Source organism: Rouxiella sp. T17 (assembly GCF_036663475.1).
Taxonomy (GTDB): domain Bacteria; phylum Pseudomonadota; class Gammaproteobacteria; order Enterobacterales; family Enterobacteriaceae; genus Rouxiella.
In genome coordinates, this window is sequence record NZ_JAWUEA010000002.1 from 1 (window position 1) to 18870 (window position 18870).

Consider the following 18870-nt stretch of genomic DNA (forward strand, 5'->3'; position numbering starts at 1 on the left):
TTTAATTCTTCCCGACTCGTTCACACCGCGTTGCTGCTGCGTTGTTCCCTGTCGTTGGAGCGGCATTATAGGGAGTTCTCGCGGGGCCGCAACCCCTAATTTCAATAAAAAATACTGTTTGCTGCAATACACAGCAAAAGGGGGGTTTATACCGATTTACACACAAAGTTATCCACAATGCGTATTGAAACTCAAAATTGACGCGCATCGCGCAATCGTTTTCGCTACAATATCGCGCGTCTGAATATACCGACACTCTCTGCAATAACGGCGTCTATCACGCCTGTGGAACCTTATCTGAATGCAATTCTGCGTTTTCTTCTTTATATACCTCTATATAGAAGAGAAGAACGCGAAGTGAATTCACGTAACGCTCTCTTTATTGCGACTCCAAAGCCAAGGGATAAAACCACCATGTCACAACGTCGTCCAATCCGCCGCGCGCTGCTCAGTGTTTCTGACAAAGCCGGTATCGTAGAATTTGCTCAAGCCCTCTCTCAGCGTGGAGTGGATTTACTTTCCACTGGCGGCACCGCCCGCCTGCTTGCCGACGCAGGTTTGCCAGTGACTGAAGTCTCTGACTACACCGGCTTCCCGGAAATGATGGATGGACGCGTCAAGACTCTGCATCCGAAAGTGCACGGCGGTATCCTCGGCCGTCGCGGTAAAGACGACGAGATCATGGGTCAGCACGACATCGCCCCCATCGATATGGTGGTTGTTAACCTTTATCCTTTCGCAGCAACCGTCTCACGTCCTGACTGTTCGCTCGAAGATGCCGTAGAAAATATCGATATCGGCGGCCCGACCATGGTTCGCTCCGCTGCCAAGAACCACAATGATGTAGCAATCGTGGTCAAGAGCAGCGATTACACCGCTATTATTGAAGAGATGGATGCCAACGAAGGTTCACTCCTGCTGGCCACCCGTTTCAACCTGGCGATTAAAGCCTTTGAACACACCGCCTCTTACGACGGCATGATTGCCAACTACTTCGGCACGATGGTACCGGCGTATCACGGTGATACTGAATCTGCATCCGGCCAGTTCCCGCGTACGTTAAATATGAGCTACATCAAGAAGCAGGATATGCGTTACGGTGAAAACAGCCACCAGCAAGCTGCCTTCTATATAGAAGAGAATGTTTCCGAAGCTTCTGTTGCGACCTCGCAGCAGCTGCAAGGTAAAGCACTTTCCTATAACAACATTGCCGACACCGACGCCGCGCTCGAATGTGTGAAAGAGTTTGCCGAGCCGGCCTGCGTTATCGTCAAGCACGCCAACCCGTGCGGCGTGGCCGTAGGTAATAACGTGCTCGAAGCTTACGAGCGCGCATACAAAACTGACCCGACCTCTGCTTTCGGCGGCATTATTGCTTTCAACCGCGAGTTGGACGCTACCACTGCCAAGGCGATCATCAGCCGTCAGTTCGTGGAAGTGATCATCGCCCCTTCCGTCAGTGAAGAAGCGCTGGCGCTGACCGCGACCAAGCAAAACGTTCGCGTGCTGACCTGTGGTCAATGGCAGGATCGCCAGAAAGCGCTGGATTTCAAACGCGTTAACGGCGGTTTGCTGGTACAGGATCGTGATTTGGGTATGGTTGATACCGGCGATCTGCGCGTGGTGACTACCCGTCAACCTTCCGAGCAGGAGCTGAGTGATGCGCTGTTCTGCTGGAAAGTGGCGAAATTCGTTAAGTCCAACGCCATTGTGTATGCGCGTGACAAAATGACCATCGGTATTGGCGCTGGCCAGATGAGCCGCGTCTATTCTGCTAAAATCGCCGGTATCAAAGCCGCCGACGAAGGTCTGGAAGTTGCAGGATCCGTCATGGCATCCGACGCTTTCTTCCCGTTCCGCGACGGTATTGATGCCGCAGCCGCAGTGGGCATCACCTGTGTTATCCAGCCGGGTGGTTCAATGCGTGATAATGAAGTGATCGAAGCAGCCAACGAACACGGCATCGCCATGGTGTTCACCGACATGCGTCATTTCCGTCATTAATCTGCTCAAAGCTGTAGCCGATCGCTCGCTATAGCCTGCTTAAATTCTTTTGCGAGCACCCCGCGTGCTCGCCTATTCGGAGTCATCGAATGAACATTTTAATTATCGGTAACGGCGGACGTGAACACGCGCTGGCCTGGAAAGCGTCCCAGTCTCCTCTGGCAGACAAGATTTTTGTGGCGCCGGGCAATGCTGGCACCGCGCTTGAGCCGCTGTTGCAAAACGTTGATATCGCCGCGACCGATGTTGCTGGCCTGCTGGCGTTTGCTCAGCAAAATGATATCGGCCTGACCATTGTCGGCCCGGAAGCCCCGCTGGTTATCGGCGTAGTCGATGCCTTCCGCGCGGCGGGTCTGAAAATCTTCGGCCCAACGCAGGCGGCGGCCCAGCTTGAAGGCTCTAAAGCGTTCACCAAAGATTTCCTGGCACGTCACGCCATTCCAAGCGCTGACTACCAGAATTTCACCGAAATCGACCCTGCGCTGGCGTATCTGCGCAGCAAAGGCGCGCCGATTGTTATCAAGGCGGATGGATTAGCGGCGGGTAAAGGCGTTATTGTTGCGATGACGCTGGAAGAAGCCGAAGCCGCCGTGCATGACATGCTGGCAGGCAACGCGTTTGGCGATGCAGGCCATCGTATTGTTATCGAAGAGTTCCTCGACGGCGAAGAAGCCAGCTTTATCGTGATGGTAGACGGCGAAAACGTGATTCCAATGGCGACCAGTCAGGATCACAAACGCGTTGGCGATGCAGACACCGGCCCTAATACCGGCGGCATGGGCGCTTACTCACCGGCTCCGGTCGTGACCGACGAGATCCACCAGCGCGTGATGGACCAGGTTATCTGGCCAACCGTGCGCGGCATGGCGGCGGAAGGCAACGTTTACACCGGTTTCCTGTACGCCGGTCTGATGATTTCTGCCGACGGCCAGCCTAAAGTTATCGAGTTCAACTGTCGTTTTGGCGACCCTGAAACTCAGCCAATCATGCTGCGTCTGCGTTCTGACCTGGTTGCGCTGTGCCTCGCCGGTGCAGAAGGCCGTCTGAATGAAGTGACCTCCGAATGGGATCCGCGCCCTGCTCTTGGCGTGGTATTGGCTGCGGGCGGTTATCCGGGCGACTACACCAATGGCGAAGTGATTCACGGTTTGCCGCTGGAAGAAGTGGCTGATGGCAAAGTGTTCCACGCAGGCACCCGTTTGCAGGATGAATTGGTCGTCACCAACGGCGGCCGCGTACTCTGTGTCACGGCGTTGGGTGAAACGGTTGCCGCCGCGCAGCAGCGTGCCTACCAGCTGGCGCAAGATATCAAATGGCAAGGCAGCTTCTGTCGTAAAGACATCGGCTATCGCGCCATTGCCCGCGAGCAGGGTAAATAATCTACTTTTTGTGATTATTGCGATTTTTATGATTGGAAAAGAAGAGCCCGCCGCGTGCGGGTTTTTTTATGGCTCATCACGCTGCTTCATTGAGACAAGTCATCAAGATAAGTCATGGAGATCAATTAAGCTGGCCGGCCTTGGGTTCCCACGTACAGAAATCTTCGTTGGCCACCAGCAGTAGCTCATTGCCTTCGGGCGCTGTCAACCAGGCGAGGCCGAGCTTGTCATCAGACTTGGCCGCGCGTTTCGCCAGCCAGACTTGAGATCGCACGTTGAGACTCAACGTCACCGGCGCACCGGCACAGGTAGTTATCACGCCCTGTCGCCAACGGCCCTGAATCAATTGAACGTTTCCGGCTCGCAGCGTTTTGCTGAGATTCAGCACTTTGTCGGCCTGATATTTATATCGCTCGATATCATCCGTCGACAATTTTTCTCGCGAGTCCATCAGCTGACGTTGCATAAAGCTGACGTTGCCTTCCGGATCGAAACGTAATATCACGCCCAGCTCTTTGGTCGCAGCGTGGGTTTCTTTGATCAAATGAAGATGTTCGTCGACGTATTCGTAGCGAGTGATCACCGTGTCTTTGCCGTAATACGGGCTATAAACGTTAATCAGCGTTTGGGGATGGTGATGTTCGTCGTCTTCGCGCCAGAGGCGGTAAATGCCCTGATCTGCGACGTAACCGCTGGCACTAAAGAGAGGAGAGTTGTTGCCGGTACTGCATCCGACCAGACTGAAAGCCAAAAAAGCGGCCGCCAGTCTGGGGGTAATAAACGAAAGGGACCGCGCCGGCCCCTCGCTTATTCTTTTCACTGCAAGCAATTACTTAACAGCTTCTTTCAAAGCTTTGCCTGAAACGAACGCTGGAACGGTAGCAGCAGCGATTTTGATTTCTTTGCCTGTCTGCGGGTTACGGCCAGTACGCTCATTACGTTGATTGACTTTAAAAGTCCCGAAGCCGACCAGTTGAACAGCTTCACCCTCTTTCAGAGACTCGGTAATTGCAGACAGAGTAGATTCAAGAGCAAGTTTAGCCTGTGCTTTAGAAAGATCAGCCTTGTCAGCAATTACATCAATCAGTTGAGTCTTGTTCATAAGTTATCCTTTACAGTGTGTTTATCGTTTGCAAAGCATCGAGTGCGACGGATATGCCGATTGACAGCACCCTCCTGCATACACGCACCGATAGCCACTTTTTGTTTCGCACCCCAAATGTAGACCAGACAGGGTACGGATGTGAAGCCTTGAGACACGACAAATAAGGCGTTAAATCACGTTTTAGTGCCTTATTGCGTTAAATTTATCCCAATGTTACTCACAGCGGCTTCACGCAGGTCAGAACGTAACCCTTTTATCAATTCGAGGTCACGCTCTTCACAGTCAGCCAACAGGCGGAAAATCTCCCATTGGATGTCCCATTCTTCTTCAACGGCCGGTATCACTTTCAGCTCTTCATCGGTCATTTCGCGGCCAGCCTGAGTCATCTCCAGCATGGCAACGGTACGGATGGATGTTTCACTGATCGCGATAGCGTGAGCCAACGTTTCACCACTTAAACGCGAGTGAAGCAACTCACCCAAAGCGATACAGGCATCGATTGCCGGATAAACGCCGTAAAGATCGTAGTCTTCTGCCGAAGGAATCGCTTCCTCAAGCTTTTCGAGCTGGGAGTCAAAGTTAACCTTTGCATCTTTTATTACAAGCGTTTCCCACACCAGATCGAGAATTTTGCGATAAATCTGGGGTTCGCCGAACCCTGATTGCAGGCAAAACATCTGATAATTGGGATACATACGCTCGCACAGGCTCGCCATAAACGTCAGATGTTGCCAGCTTTCAAGCTTTTCCAGACGTAAATGAATCGGGTTACGTAACATGTTTTTATCTCGTTAACTTTTCTGGGCGGGAGTTTACCTGAAATTATGACAGCCTCCTACGCCTGGATTCTTAAAGCAGGCCGCTCAGGCGTTGCCAGCGCTGAAAAGCGGTGCGATTGGAGGCCACTGCATCCGCCCATCGAGTCGGTTCGGGCAGGCGGTATCCTCGGGTACATTGTTCAACCCAATATAACGCCGAGTCCATGCTGATATTGTTACCCGGCGAGATAAACAGCGGATTACAACGCAGCTTGCTGCGCCACACCCAACCAATTTGCTCGTCGCGGTCCCACAATGCCTGCGTTGACCCCGCTTCGTCGCCGACGGGCAGAAACTTGCCGCACAGTCGGCTTTTCGCCACGCCGATCGTCGGCACGTTTATCGTCAGGCCAAAATGGCTGGCAACGCCCAGACGGCGCGGGTGCGCGATGCCCTGCCCGTCCACCAGCAGCAAATCGGGCGTGTGTTCCAGCAGTTTCCAGACTTCGGTCAGCGCCGGACACTCGCGAAACGACAGAAAGCCGGGAATATACGGGATTTGCGTGGGAATGCGGGCAATCTTGTGCTCGACCAACGTCATGGAAGGATAATGCAGCACGGCGACGGCGGCGCGTGTCACCTCGCCGCCCTCTTCAAAGCCGATGTCGGCGCCAGCAATAAATTCCGGGTTAAGCCCTGAAACGGGGTCTTCGAGCACCAGTTGCTGGGCCTTGACTCGCTGCTCTTCGCGCATTGCTCCGGTATCAATCATGCTGACTCCTGTCGATTTTACGATTCGTGGATTTTACTATTCGTTCTTTTTACTATTCATGATATTGACGCGACAGTGAATGCACTGCCTCGACGAACGCACCGGCGTTTTCTGGTGGAACATCCTGATGGATGCCGTGGCCGAGGTTAAAGACGTGACCGTTTCCGTGACCGTAGCTGGCCAGAATCGTCTCGACTTCGCTCTCGATACGCGCCGGTGAAGCATAAAGCATAGACGGATCCATATTGCCTTGCAGCGCGACTTTATCGCCAACGCGACGACGAGCTTCGCCGATATCGGTGGTCCAATCCAGACCCAGCGCGTCACAACCGGTGGCCGCGATAGCTTCGAGCCACTGACCGCCGCCCTTGGTGAACAAGGTGACCGGCACGCGACGACCGTCGTTTTCACGGATTAATCCGTCGACAATCTTGTGCATGTAGTTCAGGGAGAATTCGAGGTAATCACGGCCCGTCAACACGCCGCCCCACGAGTCAAACACCATCACCGACTGCGCGCCCGCCTTGATTTGCGCATTCAGATAGAGAATGACGCTGTCGGCCAGCTTGTCGAGCAACAGGTGCAGCGTGGCAGGCTCGGCGTACATCATCTTCTTGATTTTGGTAAACGCCTTGCTGCTGCCGCCTTCAATCATATAAGTGGCGAGCGTCCACGGGCTGCCCGAGAAACCAATCAGCGGCACTTCGCCCTTGAGGTTTTTACGGATGGTGCGCACGGCGTTCATCACGTAGCCCAGCTCATCTTCAGGATCGGGAATAGGCAGTTTGGCGACGTCGGCGTGGCAGGTCAGCGGCGAAGAGAAACGCGGGCCTTCACCGGCTTCGAAATAGAGACCCAGACCCATGGCGTCAGGGATGGTCAGAATATCCGAGAACAGGATCGCGGCATCCAGCGGATAGCGACGCAAAGGTTGCAGCGTGACTTCACAGGCCAGCTCGGCGTTTTTGCACAGCGACATAAAATCGCCCGCTTCGGCACGTGTCGCTTTATATTCCGGCAAATAGCGGCCGGCCTGACGCATCATCCAAACCGGGGTGATATCAACGGGCTGGCGTAACAGCGCGCGCAGGTAGCGATCGTTCTTTAACTCGTTCATTCTTGGCAAGATCCTTAATAATCTGCTGATCTTCGTGGGCGTAGCGCGCCCATAACGGCGACCTGACCATGTTTCGCAAAGGTCAGGTGCCTAAAAATAAGGCGGACATTGTAGCACGTCGGGCTTAGGAATCTCCCTCCGCGCGGCACAGAACCACGGTGTCTTCGATTAAACGACGGGCAATTGTACCGACGGCGGGAAGCAACGGCAGCGCGTCAAAGCGATACCAGCCCGCATTGAGCAACTCTTTGGGATCATGACGGATTTCGCCGCTGTCGTAATCGGCCATAAATGCCATCATCAGCGAATTCGGGAACGGCCACGGCTGCGAACTGACGTAGCGCACGTTTTTGACCCGGATATTGCTCTCTTCCATCACTTCGCGGGCCACGGTTTCTTCCAGCGTTTCGCCGACTTCGGCAAATCCGGCCAGTACCGTGTGAACGCCGCCACGATGTCGAACGTGCTGCGCGAGCAGAATTTCTTCGCCGCGACGTATGGCGACAATAATGCACGGCGCAATTTGCGGGTAATAGCGTTCTTTACAGTGTCCGCACAGCGCGGCCCATTCGGTTTTGCTGACGAGCATTTCATGGCCGCAATAGCCGCAGAATTTATGCGATCGATAGAACTCCGAAAGTTGCACGCCTCTGCCAACCAATTGGAATAATTCGCGATCCTGATCCAGTAATTGTCGCGCAGAAAGCATATGATCCTTCATGCTTTTTCGGATCAGCCACACGGGCTCGCCCTGCCATTCGCCTATCTGTCGGCCCGCCTCGCCCGCAAGAGAGAATTGCGTCGCGGATCCGTTCGGCAACGATCCGTCAGGTAGCCATAATTTGCCATCCTGACTGAGGATCCACCAGCCGCTATGTTGATCTGTTATTTGCATTTCCATGTTGTTGTTGCATAACCTCGACTACACTGACAGTCTGGAAGATAAAGTGATTTTAGTAAGCTTTAACCTTTACCTTAAACGTCTGACAAAAAAAATTTCGGAGTCAACCATGTTAACTCGTCTCGAAAGGCTGACCCAACGCGTTGGCGGCAGTAATGAGTTGGTCGATCAGTGGCTACATGCAAGAAAAGAACTGCTGGTTTCATATCTCACCCTCGTGGGCTTGAAACCGAATAAAGAAGCTCATATTCCGCTTAACGAAAAGGCCCTCGACAGTTTCTGTCATCACCTGGTTGATTACCTCTCTGCAGGTCACTTCCACCTCTATCACAGGATAGTTGAAGAAGTCGATGGTACCCAAGCCGCGATTTCCCAACAGGTCGCCGCAAGAATTTTCCCGGCTTTGGAAGCCAATACCGAAACCATTATGGCCTTCCATGACAGCTATACCGATACCGAATTCAAGGACGACGATATTTTCGCCTTCCACTATGCGCTGTCAGATATTGGCGAAGCGCTCGATGCCCGCTTCGAGCTTGAAGATCAGCTGATCAATCTGGCGCTGGCTTCAAAATTTGACGTTTTGCCGCCTGTTGCAAACGACGAAGCCATCGTGCGACCTGCATAACAGTTTTCGCTAAAAACCCTGCAAAGGGTTGTGTTTTAAAATGAGCCTCGTATATTGAGGCTTCTTAAACGGCCTGTCACTAGAGGCCAATTCTTGTCGGAGTGCCTAGCGTAAACCCTGATTTATCGGGAATTTACCAGGCTGAGACCGTTAATTCGGGATCCGCGGAACCTGATCGGGTTAGTACCCGCGAAGGGAACAAGAGTAATTTATTGCGTTTGGCTTTTATCGCCGTTTCCTGTCACTCAGGGGCGCGACAAGGTTCAGATACACGCTTTACTCCCGCCGTAAACCTCCTGACAAGCAATTTTCCCTATCGCTAATCACGAGGAATTTGCTATGTCGAACACCCCTGAAGTCCAGATCGAACCCGTAAAAAAAACCAGTAATCGCCGTCAGCAGCGCGCAGAAGCGCAGGCGTTTATCGACAGTTTACAGGGCGTCGCTTTCCCAAACTCCAAACGTATTTATCTACAGGGCAGCCGCGCCGATATTCAGGTGCCGATGCGCGAGATCCAGCTTAGCCCGACGATGATCGGCGGCAGCAAAGACGATCCGAAGTTTGAAGATAATGAAGCAATTCCGGTGTATGACACAGCCGGGCCTTACGGCGATCCCGAGTCTACCATCGACGTGCATCGCGGTCTCGACAAGGTACGCGCCAGCTGGATCCGCGATCGTCACGATACGGAAGAGCTCGCGGGGGTCAGCTCCGGTTTTACCCAGCAGCGCATGGCCGATGAAGGCCTCGATCACCTGCGTTTTGACCATCTTCCACGCCCGCGCAAAGCCAAAGCGGGCCACTGCGTGACGCAAATGCACTACGCGCGCAAAGGCATTGTGACGCCAGAAATGGAATATATTGCGCTGCGTGAAAACATGGGTCGCGAGCGTATTCGCGGTGAAGTGCTGCTGCAACAGCATCCGGGTGAAAGTTTTGGCGCCACGCTGCCGCAAAATATCACGCCCGAATTTGTCCGTGACGAAGTTGCCGCCGGACGCGCCATTATTCCCGCCAACATCAATCACCCCGAATCCGAGCCGATGATCATTGGCCGTAACTTCCTGGTAAAAATCAACGCCAACATCGGTAACTCCGCCGTGACCTCGTCGATTGAAGAGGAGGTCGAGAAGCTGGTGTGGTCCACCCGCTGGGGCGCCGACACGGTGATGGATCTTTCCACCGGCCGCTACATTCACGAAACCCGCGAATGGATTATGCGTAACAGTCCGGTGCCGATTGGTACTGTGCCAATTTATCAGGCGCTGGAAAAAGTCAACGGCGTGGCGGAAGACCTGAACTGGGAAATGTTCCGCGACACGCTGTTGGAGCAGGCCGAGCAAGGCGTCGATTACTTTACTATTCACGCGGGCGTGCTGCTGCGCTACGTGCCGATGACCGCCAAACGTCTGACCGGCATCGTCTCGCGCGGCGGTTCGATCATGGCGAAATGGTGCCTGTCGCACCACAAAGAGAGTTTCCTGTATCTGCATTTCCGCGAAATCTGCGAAATTTGCGCCGCCTATGACGTGTCGCTGTCGCTGGGTGACGGGCTGCGTCCGGGGTCGATTCAGGATGCCAACGACGAAGCGCAGTTTGCCGAGCTGAAAACGCTGGGCGAGCTGACCAAGATTGCCTGGGAATATGACGTGCAGGTGATGATTGAAGGTCCGGGGCACGTGCCGATGCAGATGATCCGCCGCAACATGACCGAAGAGCTGGAAAAATGCCACGAAGCGCCGTTCTACACGCTGGGGCCTTTGACTACGGATATTGCGCCGGGTTATGACCATTTCACGTCCGGCATTGGCGCGGCAATGATTGGCTGGTTCGGCTGCGCGATGCTGTGCTACGTCACGCCGAAAGAGCATCTCGGCCTGCCGAATAAAGAGGATGTGAAACAGGGTTTGATCACCTACAAAATCGCGGCGCACGCGGCGGATCTGGCAAAAGGCCATCCGGGCGCGCAGATCCGCGATAACGCCATGTCGAAGGCGCGTTTCGAATTCCGCTGGGAAGATCAGTTCAATCTGGCGCTGGATCCTCACACCGCCCGCGCCTATCACGACGAAACGCTGCCGCAGGAATCCGGCAAGGTCGCGCACTTCTGCTCGATGTGCGGACCAAAATTCTGTTCGATGAAAATCACTCAGGAAGTTCGCGATTACGCCGCCGCGCTGGAAGCCAAGGCGATCCCGATTGATATCGTGGAAACCGGCATGCTGCAAATGTCGAAAACCTTCCGCGCCAGCGGTGGCGAACTTTATCATCCCGCCGACAAAATTGAAGAAGGAGTGGGTAAATGACTATTCCGTCTATTCAGACCCTTTCCACTGCCCCGTTTATCCCGTCTACCCCGTTTCCCGAGGTGCCGTATTATCTCGGGCTTTATCCGGTCGTCGACAGCGTAGAGTGGATCCGTCGCTTGCTGGAAACCGGCGTTAAAACGCTGCAACTGCGCATCAAAGATTTGCCCGACGACGAGGTCGAACCCGCGATTATCGAGGCCATTAAATTAGGCCACCAGCATCACGCGCGGTTGTTTATCAACGATTACTGGCGGCTGGCGGTGAAGCATCAGGCTTACGGCATTCATCTGGGTCAGGAAGATCTGGATAACACCGATCTGCAGGCGATTCACGAGGCCGGAATTCGCCTCGGCGTGTCGACTCACGATGAGAGCGAGCTGGCGCGGGCGGTTAGCGTGCGCCCTTCCTACATTGCATTGGGCCACGTTTTTCCGACGCAAACCAAAGAGATGCCCTCTTCGCCGCAGGGGTTAATCGAGCTGGCGCGACACGTGAAGCAGCTGGATGGCCGTTTTCCGACGGTGGCGATTGGCGGCATTAGTCTGGATCGCGTTCAGCCGGTGATGGAGTGCGGCGTGGGCAGCGTGGCGGTGGTCAGTGCGATCACCAAAGCGACAGATTGGCAGGCGGCAACCCGCCAGCTGCTTGAGCTCTGCCCTTATCGGGATGATCGCCATGTTAAATGATAACGAATTTATGCGTTACAGCCGCCAGCTGCTGCTGGAAGACATCGGCATGGAAGGCCAAGAAAAAATTCGCGCGGGCAAGGTGCTGATTGTCGGCTTGGGCGGGCTCGGATCGCCTGCCGCGCTCTATCTGGCGGCGGCGGGCGTTGGCACGCTGTTTCTCGCCGACGACGACACGCTGCACGTTTCCAATCTTCAGCGGCAAATTCTCTATCGCACCGCCGATACCGATGATTACAAAGCCAAAATTGCCCAGCGCGAGCTGGGTAAGTTAAACCCGCTGTGTCAGACGGAGATTTTCACCCATCGTCTTGATGGCGGAAATTTGGCAGACGTTGTCGCGCGCGCCGATCTGGTGCTGGACTGCAGCGACAATATGGCGACCCGTCACGCTGTTAATAAGGCCTGCGTCGAGGCCGAAAAGCCGTTGATCAGCGGCAGCGCGGTGGGTTTCAGCGGCCAGTTGCTAGTAATCGAACCGCCCTACGCGCACGGCTGTTATCGTTGTCTTTATCCTGATTTGGACACGCCGACCCGCAACTGCCGCACGGCGGGCGTGCTCGGGCCGGTGGTTGGCGTCATCGGCACGTTGCAGGCGTTGGAAGCTATCAAGATGCTGGCGGGTTGCGCCAGCCCGCTGTCTGGAAAACTGCGGCTGTTCGACGGCAAACAGCAAAGTTGGCGCACTCTGCAACTGGCGCCGTCGGCGGATTGCCCAGCCTGCGGAGAGGCGCGATGAAAATCTCTGTCAATGACAGCGACTACGCGTTCGACGCCGCCATCACGCTGGATGAACTGCTGCGGTTCCTCGAACACCCCCAATCTGGCAGCGCGCTGGCCGTCAATCAGGTCATCGTTCCCCGTCCACAGTGGGCGGAATATTTGCTGAAAGACGGCGATAACATTGTGCTATTTCAAGCCATTGCAGGAGGCTGACCCATGCTAAAAATTGCAGATACTACCTTTACCTCGCGGCTGTTTACCGGCACCGGTAAATTCTCCAGCGCCTCTGTGATGCAGCAGGCGATTGTCGCGTCGGGCTCGCAGCTGGTGACGATGGCGATGAAACGCGTCGACTTACGTCGCGGCGGCGATGACATTTTGCGTCCGCTGCAAGAGTTGGGTTTGCGTTTGTTGCCCAATACTTCCGGCGCGAAAACGGCGGAAGAGGCGATTTTCGCCGCCCAGCTGGCGCGTGAAGCGCTTGGCACGCACTGGGTTAAACTCGAAATCCATCCCGATTTGAAATATCTGCTGCCCGACGCCGTCGAAACGCTGAAAGCCGCCGAGGCGCTGGTGAAACAGGGTTTCGTGGTGCTGCCTTATTGCAGCGCGGATCCGGTGTTGTGCAAACGGCTGGAAGAGGTCGGCTGCGCGGCGGTCATGCCGTTGGGCGCGCCGATCGGGTCTAATCAAGGTCTGCAAACGCGCGAGTTTCTGCGCATTATTATCGAGCAGGCGAAAGTGCCGGTCGTCGTCGACGCCGGCATTGGCGCGCCAAGTCAGGCCGCCGAAGCGTTGGAGTTGGGTGCAGACGCGGTGTTGGTGAATACGGCGATTGCCGTGGCGGGCAACCCGATTGCGATGGCGCAGGCGTTTAAACTCGCCGTCGAAGCCGGACATTTGGCGCGCGTCAGCGGACTTGGCGGTAAATCGGCGCAGGCTTATGCCACCAGCCCGTTGACCCATTTTCTGGAGAACGTCTGAGCATGAAGGATTATCAGGGTTCCGGCTTTCAAGATCATTGGAAGACGCTCGACTGGGATGATATTTCGCTGCGCATCAACAGTAAGACGGCGGCGGACGTTGAACGGGCGTTGAATGCGCCCCGCGTGACGCGCGAAGATTTTATGGCGCTCATCTCGCCGGCCGCGCAGGCGTATCTCGAGCCGATGGCGCAGAAAGCCCAGCAGCTTACGCGTCAGCGCTTCGGCAACACGGTCGGTTTTTTCGCCCCGCTCTATCTCTCCAACCTTTGCGCCAACGAATGTACTTACTGCGGTTTTTCGATGAGCAACAAGATCAAACGCAAAACGCTGGATGACGTTGAGATCGAAAAAGAGTGCGAGGCGCTAAATGCGCTGGGCTTCAAACATCTGTTGCTGGTGACGGGCGAGCATAAAACGAAAGTCGGCATGGACTATTTTCGTCGGCATTTTCCCGCTATCCGTCGGCATTTTAGTTCGCTGATGATTGAAGTGCAGCCCCTCGAGCAGGACGAATATGCCGAGCTGAAAACGCTGGGCCTCGACGGCGTGCTGGTCTATCAGGAAACCTATCATGCGCCGACCTACGCCCTGCATCATCTGCGTGGGCAAAAGCAGGATTTTTTATGGCGGCTTGAAACGCCTGACCGTTTGGGTCGCGCGGGCATCGACAAAATCGGGCTTGGCGCGCTGTTTGGGCTGTCGAATAACTGGCGCACCGACAGTTATATGGTGGCGGAGCATCTATTTTATCTTCAGCAAACTTATTGGCAGAGTCGCTATTCGGTGGCCTTCCCGCGTTTACGTCCGTGTGCGGGCGGCATTGAACCGGCGTCGATTCTTGATGAAAAGCAGCTGGTGCAGCTTATTTGCGCCTTCAGGATGTTTGCGCCTGACGTTGAGCTTTCTTTATCGACGCGTGAATCACCTTATTTCCGCGACCACGTGATCCCCGTGGCGATTACCACTGTCAGCGCGGGTTCCAAAACTCAGCCCGGCGGTTATGCGGCCGACGATAAACCGGAGCTCGAACAGTTCGAACCTCACGACAATCGCCCACCCGCCCGCGTCGCCGAAGCACTGACGCAGGCCGGACTGCAACCCGTTTGGAAAGACTGGGATCAGCATCTCGGAAGGATTATTTAGAAGAAAAAAGGTAAAAAAAAACCGCTCAATTAAGAGCGGTTTTTTATTTCAGTTAAGGCAGAGAGAAGAATTAATCTTCGCTGTTACCAAAACCGGCGTTCAGCAACTCGGCCAGGTTTGCCGTTGCTTCGTCAGCGCTAACTGGCGGTGCAACAGGCACATCGCCCAGAGCTTTACGACGAGCACGTTCCTGGTGATACGCGTAACCGGTACCGGCTGGGATCAGACGGCCCACAATTACGTTCTCTTTCAGGCCGCGCAGTTCATCACGTTTACCCGCAACAGCGGCTTCGGTAAGAACTCGCGTCGTTTCCTGGAACGATGCAGCAGAGATGAAGGACTCGGTCGCCAAGGATGCCTTGGTGATACCCAGCAGGTCGCGGCTGAATGTTGCCGTGATTTTGCCTTCAGCTTCCAGCTTACGGTTAGCGATTTTAACGCGAGACATTTCTGCCTGCTCGCCTTCCAGGAAGTCGGTGCCGCCCGCGCTAACGATGGTGCCTTTACGCAGCATCTGACGAACGATAACTTCGATGTGTTTATCGTTAATCTTAACGCCTTGCAGACGGTAAACTTCCTGCACTTCGTTGGTGATGTAACGAGTAACCGCATGCACACCACGAAGACGCAGAATGTCGTGTGGAGATTCTGGGCCGTCGGATACGACGTCACCACGTTCCACAACTTCACCTTCGAACACGTTCAGCTGACGCCATTTTGGAATCATCTCTTCGTAGGCATCGCTGCCATCCAACGGAGAAATTACCAGACGACGCTTGCCTTTGGTCTCTTTACCGAACGAGATGATCCCGCTGATTTCAGCAAGGATTGCAGGCTCTTTCGGACGACGCGCTTCGAACAGGTCGGCTACGCGTGGCAGACCACCGGTGATGTCCTTGGTACCGCTGGATTCCTGAGGAATACGCGCAAGGGTGTCACCAGAGTGGATCTGAGTACCATCTTCCAGCTGAACAATCGCTTTACCCGGCAGGAAGTACTGAGCAGGCATATCGGTGCCCGGGATCAATACGTCGTCGCCTTTGGCGTTAACGATTTTCATTGCTGGACGCAGGTCTTTACCACCGGCGCTACGTTCTGCTGAATCCAGAACCACCAGAGAAGACAAACCGGTAAGGTCATCTGTCTGACGGGTAATGGTCAGGGTATCAACCATATCGGTGAAGCGAATGTAACCGCTCACTTCACTGATTACTGGCATGGTGTGTGGATCCCAGTTAGCAACGGTTTCGCCGCCGTTAACTGCTTCGCCATCACCTTTACCCATAACAGAGCCGTAAGGCACTTTATAGCTTTCTTTGGTACGACCGAATTCGTCGATCAGTTTCAGCTCGGTGTTACGAGAAGTGATAACCAGTTTGCCGTTAGCGTTGGTAACGTGCTTGTGGTTGCTCAGCTTGATCGTACCGGTGTTCTTAACCTGAATGCTCGATTCTGCTGCCGCACGAGATGCCGCACCACCGATGTGGAACGTACGCATCGTCAGCTGTGTACCTGGTTCACCGATTGACTGTGCTGCAATAACACCAATCGCTTCACCTTTGTTGATGATGTGACCACGTGCCAGGTCGCGACCGTAGCAGTTTGCACACACACCAAAGTCGGTTTCACAGCTTACTACTGAACGCACTTTCACGGAGTCGACAGAGTTCTCTTCCAACAGATCACACGTCTTCTCGTGAAGCAGTGTGTTACGTGGAACCAGAATGTCCGCAGTACCCGGCTTGAGGATGTCTTCAGCCGTAACACGGCCCAGTACACGCTCACGCAGTGGTTCTTTAACGTCGCCACCTTCGATGACCGGAGTCATCAAGATACCTTCGTGCGTACCACAGTCGTCTTCGGTCACAACCAGGTCCTGCGCGACGTCAACCAGACGACGAGTCAGATAACCGGAGTTAGCCGTTTTCAATGCGGTATCCGCAAGGCCTTTACGCGCACCGTGCGTGGAGATGAAGTACTGGAGTACGTTCAGACCTTCACGGAAGTTCGCGGTAATTGGCGTTTCGATGATGGAGCCGTCTGGCTTGGCCATCAGACCACGCATACCTGCCAGCTGACGAATCTGTGCAGGTGAACCACGCGCACCGGAGTCGGCCATCATAAAGATGCTGTTGAAGGAAACCTGCTGTTCGGCCACGCCGTCACGGTTGACAACGTCTTCTACAGACAGGTTTTCCATCATGGCCTTCGCAACACGTTCGTTCGCTGCGGCCCAGATATCGATAACTTTGTTGTAGCGTTCGCCCGCGGTTACCAGACCAGACTGGAACTGCTCTTGAATCTCTGCAACTTCAGTTTCTGCTTCATCGATAATCTCTGCTTTCTTGGCAGGGATAACCATGTCATCGATACCTACAGACACACCAGAGCGTGCTGCATAGGCAAAACCGGTGTACATGGTCTGGTCAGCAAAAATAACGGTCGGCTTCAGGCCCAAAATGCGGTAACAGGTGTTCAGCATTTTGGAGATAGCTTTTTTACCCAACGGCTGGTTAACGATAGAGTACGGCAGGCCCGTAGGCACGATCATCCAGAGGATGGCGCGGCCGATAGTCGTATCGATAATCGAGGTACGGTGAGTCACTTCGCCTTCAGTGTTCTTGATCTCTTCTGTAATACGCACTTTTACGCGAGCATGCAGAGAAGCAAGACCGGCACGATAAACACGCTCGGCTTCTTTAGGTCCAGTCAACACCATGCCTTCGCCTTTGGCGTTAACACAGTCGCGGGTCATGTAATACAGACCCAATACAACGTCCTGAGAAGGAACGATGATTGGCTCGCCGTTCGCTGGTGACAGGATGTTGTTGGTAGACATCATCAGGGCACGCGCTTCCAGCTGAGCTTCAAGCGTCAGCGGAACGTGTACTGCCATCTGGTCACCATCGAAGTCGGCGTTATATGCCGCACAAACCAGCGGGTGAAGCTGGATTGCCTTACCTTCGATCAGAACAGGTTCAAACGCCTGGATACCTAAACGGTGCAGGGTTGGTGCACGGTTCAGCAGTACCGGGTGTTCGCGGATAACTTCGTCGAGGATATCCCAAACGACAGCTTCTTCGCGCTCAACCATCTTCTTGGCGGCTTTGATGGTGGTAGCAAGACCACGCAGCTCAAGCTTGCCGTAGATGAACGGTTTGAACAGTTCCAGAGCCATTTTCTTCGGCAGACCACACTGGTGCAGACGCAGGTATGGACCTACGGTGATAACGGAACGACCTGAATAGTCGACACGTTTACCCAGCAAGTTCTGACGGAAACGACCCTGTTTACCTTTAATCATGTCTGCCAAAGATTTCAGCGGACGCTTGTTGGAACCGGTGATCGCACGACCGCGACGTCCGTTATCCAGCAGGGCATCTACCGCTTCTTGCAGCATACGTTTTTCGTTACGCACGATGATGTCTGGCGCAGCGAGGTCAAGCAGGCGTTTCAAACGGTTGTTACGGTTGATCACGCGACGATACAGATCGTTCAGATCTGAGGTAGCGAAACGACCACCGTCCAACGGAACCAATGGACGCAAATCTGGCGGCAGCACAGGCAGCACGGTCAGGATCATCCACTCTGGCTTGTTGCCAGACTGTACGAACGCTTCCAGCAGCTTGATACGCTTGGTCAGCTTTTTACGCTTGGTTTCGGAGTTGGTTTCGTTCAACTCTTCACGCAGCTGCTCGCACTCGGCTTCCAGATCCATGTTTTTCAACAGGGCCTGAATAGCTTCCGCACCCATCTTGGCGTCGAACTCGTCACCAAACTCTTCCAACGCGTCAAGATACTGCTCTTCAGTCAGGATCTGGCGTTTTTCGAGGTTGGTCATGCCGCCTTCGATAACCACATAGGATTCGAAGTACAGAACACGTTCGATGTCACGCAGTGGCATATCCAGCAGCAAACCGATGCGCGAAGGCAAGGATTTCAGGAACCAGATGTGCGCAGTCGGGGAAGCCAGTTCGATGTGGCCCATACGCTCACGGCGTACTTTAGTCTGGGTCACTTCAACGCCGCACTTCTCGCAGATAACACCGCGATGTTTTAAACGCTTGTACTTACCGCACAGGCATTCGTAATCTTTTACCGGTCCGAAAATACGGGCACAGAAAAGGCCGTCACGTTCTGGCTTGAACGTACGGTAGTTGATGGTTTCTGGCTTCTTAACTTCACCAAAAGACCAAGAACGGATCATGTCTGGCGATGCCAGAGCAATTTTGATCGCATCAAACTCTTCGGTCTTAGTTTGCGCTTTCAGAAACTTTAGTAAGTCTTTCACGGATTGGCTCCCGTCGGGTTAGACCTGTTAGGCACCTGGTCTGAATGGTATACAGGCAGGTGCCCCT

The 18870-nt window shown here is 54.3% G+C and carries 16 protein-coding genes and 1 riboswitch; of the genes, 9 read left to right on the forward strand and 7 right to left on the reverse strand.

Annotated features, from left to right (window positions below; translation table 11 throughout):
* The first annotated feature begins 414 nt into the window (after positions 1-414).
* Positions 415-2004: a bifunctional phosphoribosylaminoimidazolecarboxamide formyltransferase/IMP cyclohydrolase gene (gene purH / locus SC206_RS00205; protein ID WP_332732971.1), complete on the forward strand. Its 1590-nt coding sequence runs from the start codon at positions 415-417 to the stop codon at positions 2002-2004.
* A gap of 89 nt (positions 2005-2093) precedes the next feature.
* Positions 2094-3383, forward strand: a complete 1290-nt coding sequence (gene purD, locus SC206_RS00210) for a phosphoribosylamine--glycine ligase (protein ID WP_332732973.1) — start codon at positions 2094-2096, stop codon at positions 3381-3383.
* 121 nt (positions 3384-3504) lie between these two features.
* On the opposite strand, the gene SC206_RS00215 is transcribed toward purD, so the two are convergent.
* The 6 genes from SC206_RS00215 to nudC all read right to left on the reverse strand — a co-directional run bounded on the left by SC206_RS00215 (position 3505) and on the right by nudC (position 8036).
* On the reverse strand, positions 3505-4161 hold the full coding sequence (locus SC206_RS00215) for a DUF1481 domain-containing protein (protein WP_332733021.1): 657 nt from the start codon (positions 4159-4161) through the stop codon (positions 3505-3507).
* Between the two features lie 51 nt (positions 4162-4212).
* Positions 4213-4485, reverse strand: a complete 273-nt coding sequence (hupA, locus tag SC206_RS00220) for a nucleoid-associated protein HU-alpha (protein WP_045049823.1) — start codon at positions 4483-4485, stop codon at positions 4213-4215.
* Between the two features lie 191 nt (positions 4486-4676).
* Complete coding sequence (locus tag SC206_RS00225; RefSeq protein WP_332732978.1) at positions 4677-5267, reverse strand: YjaG family protein; 591 nt, start codon at positions 5265-5267, stop codon at positions 4677-4679.
* A gap of 70 nt (positions 5268-5337) precedes the next feature.
* On the reverse strand, positions 5338-6018 hold the full coding sequence (gene nfi / locus SC206_RS00230; RefSeq protein ID WP_332732980.1) for a deoxyribonuclease V: 681 nt from the start codon (positions 6016-6018) through the stop codon (positions 5338-5340).
* A 52-nt stretch (positions 6019-6070) separates the two neighbouring features.
* A complete protein-coding gene (hemE, locus tag SC206_RS00235; protein WP_332732982.1) occupies positions 6071-7135 on the reverse strand; it encodes a uroporphyrinogen decarboxylase in 1065 nt (354 codons plus the stop codon).
* A 124-nt stretch (positions 7136-7259) separates the two neighbouring features.
* Complete coding sequence (gene nudC / locus SC206_RS00240) at positions 7260-8036, reverse strand: NAD(+) diphosphatase (protein ID WP_332732984.1); 777 nt, start codon at positions 8034-8036, stop codon at positions 7260-7262.
* Between the two features lie 109 nt (positions 8037-8145).
* Between nudC and rsd the strand changes: the two genes are divergently transcribed.
* From rsd to thiH, 7 genes are all read left to right on the forward strand, one after another.
* Complete coding sequence (rsd, locus tag SC206_RS00245; RefSeq protein WP_332732986.1) at positions 8146-8664, forward strand: sigma D regulator; 519 nt, start codon at positions 8146-8148, stop codon at positions 8662-8664.
* An 87-nt stretch (positions 8665-8751) separates the two neighbouring features.
* Positions 8752-8879, forward strand: a riboswitch (TPP riboswitch).
* Positions 8880-9003: 124 nt separating this feature from the next.
* On the forward strand, positions 9004-10971 hold the full coding sequence (thiC, locus tag SC206_RS00250; protein WP_332732989.1) for a phosphomethylpyrimidine synthase ThiC: 1968 nt from the start codon (positions 9004-9006) through the stop codon (positions 10969-10971).
* Positions 10968-11660, forward strand: a complete 693-nt coding sequence (gene thiE / locus SC206_RS00255; RefSeq protein ID WP_332732991.1) for a thiamine phosphate synthase — start codon at positions 10968-10970, stop codon at positions 11658-11660. The genes thiC and thiE overlap by 4 nt, the downstream gene beginning before the upstream one ends.
* On the forward strand, positions 11650-12399 hold the full coding sequence (locus tag SC206_RS00260; RefSeq protein WP_332732993.1) for a HesA/MoeB/ThiF family protein: 750 nt from the start codon (positions 11650-11652) through the stop codon (positions 12397-12399). Before thiE ends, SC206_RS00260 begins: the two co-directional genes overlap by 11 nt.
* Positions 12396-12596 carry a sulfur carrier protein ThiS gene (thiS, locus tag SC206_RS00265; RefSeq protein ID WP_332732995.1) on the forward strand — a complete coding sequence of 67 codons (201 nt, stop codon included), beginning with the start codon at positions 12396-12398 and terminating at the stop codon, positions 12594-12596. Before SC206_RS00260 ends, thiS begins: the two co-directional genes overlap by 4 nt.
* Positions 12597-12599: 3 nt before the next feature.
* Positions 12600-13367 carry a thiazole synthase gene (locus tag SC206_RS00270; RefSeq protein ID WP_332732997.1) on the forward strand — a complete coding sequence of 256 codons (768 nt, stop codon included), beginning with the start codon at positions 12600-12602 and terminating at the stop codon, positions 13365-13367.
* Positions 13368-13369: 2 nt separating this feature from the next.
* A complete protein-coding gene (gene thiH, locus SC206_RS00275; protein WP_332732999.1) occupies positions 13370-14512 on the forward strand; it encodes a 2-iminoacetate synthase ThiH in 1143 nt (380 codons plus the stop codon).
* Between the two features lie 70 nt (positions 14513-14582).
* On the opposite strand, the gene rpoC is transcribed toward thiH, so the two are convergent.
* Entirely contained in the window at positions 14583-18803 is a 4221-nt protein-coding gene (gene rpoC, locus SC206_RS00280) for a DNA-directed RNA polymerase subunit beta' (protein WP_332733001.1), read from the reverse strand.
* Between the last annotated feature and the right edge of the window lie 67 nt (positions 18804-18870).

Coding starts and splice junctions, on each gene's coding strand:
- thiC (WP_332732989.1), top strand. CDS start 9,004: ATGTCGAACACCCCTGAAGTCCAGATCGAACCCGTAAAAAAAACCAGT.
- thiE (WP_332732991.1), top strand. CDS start 10,968: ATGACTATTCCGTCTATTCAGACCCTTTCCACTGCCCCGTTTATCCCG.
- hemE (WP_332732982.1), bottom strand. CDS start 7,135: ATGAACGAGTTAAAGAACGATCGCTACCTGCGCGCGCTGTTACGCCAG.
- nudC (WP_332732984.1), bottom strand. CDS start 8,036: ATGGAAATGCAAATAACAGATCAACATAGCGGCTGGTGGATCCTCAGT.
- purD (WP_332732973.1), top strand. CDS start 2,094: ATGAACATTTTAATTATCGGTAACGGCGGACGTGAACACGCGCTGGCC.
- thiH (WP_332732999.1), top strand. CDS start 13,370: ATGAAGGATTATCAGGGTTCCGGCTTTCAAGATCATTGGAAGACGCTC.
- nfi (WP_332732980.1), bottom strand. CDS start 6,018: ATGATTGATACCGGAGCAATGCGCGAAGAGCAGCGAGTCAAGGCCCAG.
- SC206_RS00225 (WP_332732978.1), bottom strand. CDS start 5,267: ATGTTACGTAACCCGATTCATTTACGTCTGGAAAAGCTTGAAAGCTGG.
- hupA (WP_045049823.1), bottom strand. CDS start 4,485: ATGAACAAGACTCAACTGATTGATGTAATTGCTGACAAGGCTGATCTT.
- SC206_RS00270 (WP_332732997.1), top strand. CDS start 12,600: ATGCTAAAAATTGCAGATACTACCTTTACCTCGCGGCTGTTTACCGGC.
- purH (WP_332732971.1), top strand. CDS start 415: ATGTCACAACGTCGTCCAATCCGCCGCGCGCTGCTCAGTGTTTCTGAC.
- rsd (WP_332732986.1), top strand. CDS start 8,146: ATGTTAACTCGTCTCGAAAGGCTGACCCAACGCGTTGGCGGCAGTAAT.
- SC206_RS00260 (WP_332732993.1), top strand. CDS start 11,650: ATGTTAAATGATAACGAATTTATGCGTTACAGCCGCCAGCTGCTGCTG.
- thiS (WP_332732995.1), top strand. CDS start 12,396: ATGAAAATCTCTGTCAATGACAGCGACTACGCGTTCGACGCCGCCATC.